This window comes from Cryobacterium sp. MLB-32 (assembly GCF_000738085.1).
Classification (GTDB): Bacteria; Actinomycetota; Actinomycetes; order Actinomycetales; family Microbacteriaceae; genus Cryobacterium.
The window spans coordinates 1-2,011 of sequence record NZ_JPRS01000612.1; the positions used below are offsets into that span (position 1 = coordinate 1).

At 59.1% G+C, this 2,011-nt stretch carries 3 protein-coding genes; all 3 read left to right on the top strand.

The window, feature by feature from the left end; translation table 11 throughout:
- Nucleotides 1-236 (top strand): hypothetical protein (locus JF66_RS23965; protein WP_035880738.1); only part of this gene is annotated, 236 nt, incomplete at its 5' end.
- A 453-nt stretch (nucleotides 237-689) separates the two neighbouring features.
- A complete protein-coding gene (locus JF66_RS23365) occupies nucleotides 690-1,649 on the top strand; it encodes a hypothetical protein (protein WP_156109971.1) in 960 nt (319 codons plus the stop codon).
- Between the two features lie 134 nt (nucleotides 1,650-1,783).
- Nucleotides 1,784-2,011: DUF4238 domain-containing protein (locus JF66_RS20340; protein ID WP_156109972.1), on the top strand; the 228-nt coding region annotated here is incomplete at its 3' end.

Genomic DNA, 2,011 nt, shown 5'->3' on the forward strand with positions numbered 1-2,011 from the left:
ACCGGGGTGAGTTCCCTGACCACGACGAGTCCTATGTCGTAAGCGAGGTCAATCAGATGATTGTGCGCCTACTGGCGATCCACATAACCGGCCGAGGCGACGAGCTGCTCTCGCCCTACCGTGAAGGCAACAAGCTCTACGAGATCCAGCAGGTGCTCGACGGGTACGGACTCCGAGTTGACGAGACAGGACATTGGCATCGCGACGTCGATGACGTGCCTTCCGAGTGCAAGTAGTCAGACCTATCGACGCTTAGAGCGGCCCCTGGCCTCCCTGCCAAATCTGCCGAATCCCCTACAAGCACCTCAATCGATGGCGATGCCGACAGAAGAGCCACTCTGTGCAAGGAAAGCTCCGAATCGGGTTGCGGGAGAATTTCACCCGGGCCTCCCCGCCACCGTCCAATCGCGTCAGTGTCAGGCCACTTCCAAGAGCCTTACCAGGGAGTGTAAAGGAATGAAGAAACCGACGTTATCTGACGGCAGCCCTGCTCCCTGACCTGATGTCCAGCTGGGGTGTACCCCAGATAGGCAGACTCTGCCCCTCGGCCGCGTTTTGATTTCGGCAATGAGTTTCGAGCACAATGCCACGGCGGAATTCCCCGGGAGGGATATCGCCTTCGCGACCTGCTCAATAACGATCGTTTCTGGCGGTCCGCCGCGTCGTCGCGCATGCACGAGACTGACGGAATGGATACTCAAACGCTCGCCACCGTTACGGCAATTGGGAGTGTCTTCGCGGCTGTCGGCACTGTCGGTGCGCTGTTTGCAGCCCTCATGACCCTGAGATACGAATCGGTCGAGCGACGTCGGTCCGAGGTAAAAGGAGTTCGTGCAGTCCTCAACTGGGGCGAACCCCAATGGGTGATGTTCAAACGCATGGAAGACCCCAATTTCGATCCGATCGCTTACCGAGAGGAGGAAAGAGCGGCGGCAGCAGCTCGTGGCGAGGATGCGTCGAAGATCATCGAAACTGCTTCACCGCTGGGATCTTTGGAGAACGGGACCGACGAGACAATTTACGACGTCAAGGTGGCGTTGAGGCCGATCAAGTTCTTTCGTATGAGCCTTGGGGGAAGCCGGGCGCGCTTAGAGCCGGGCGAAAAGTATGACCTGCCCCCTGGCCCAGAGATGGAGGAAAGAACTGCCTTCTGGGATCCTGCTGGCCTCAAGCCGGGTGTAGAAGCTGTATTCACAGATGCACGTGGTACACGATGGAACCGAACGACCCTCGGGCGCTTGGTGCAACTAAAACCTCTTCGGTGGTTCGCGCCATGGAGGATTCCCCACGAACTCGAACGTGAAGACTTGCCTTGGTGGGCGGGGCGGGCGCACTGGCACTACCGGTGGGCCGACCACTCTTACAGAGACATTGAACGCTATCCGCCGGTCTGGTGGGCGGTGGACATTCGATGGTCGCGTTGGCGGTATGCGCGCAAGAATGATCCTGTGGCCATTCCGCTTTGGCAGCTGCGCAAACGCTACAAGAATCGGCACTCGATTGCGGCATCGCGCTTCGGTGCCAGACTGCCACTCCCATGGTGGGCGATTGACGATCGCTGGCGCGGCTGGCGCTGGTATCGCAATTCAGTGGCATCTGATCGCGCGCAGCGCAACAGTTACAAAGCTAGCCTCCCAGATGCCCACTGACTGGGGAGCGCGACCGAGATACGTTGTGAGCACGAAACAGTCACAGGGCGCTGCCCCGAACTGGGACGATGCTTAGTTCCGATCGTTTTCGGAGTATCCGGATGCAGCTACGGTTGAGCTGAGGGGGGCTGACGATGGCAGTCAAGCGCGGTCACATGGTGTCAAAGGGATATATCAAGGCCTGGGCCGACGACCGAAAGGCCGTCGACGTCATCGACATTCAGGATCGGCGCGGTTTCACGACGTCCACCCGCAACGCCACGGTGGTGAGCTACGTCTACGACCCGAAGGTTCTGACCCATGACCTTGAAAACGCCTACGAGAAGATCGAGACAGCGGGCACACCCGTAATCGTCAAGCTG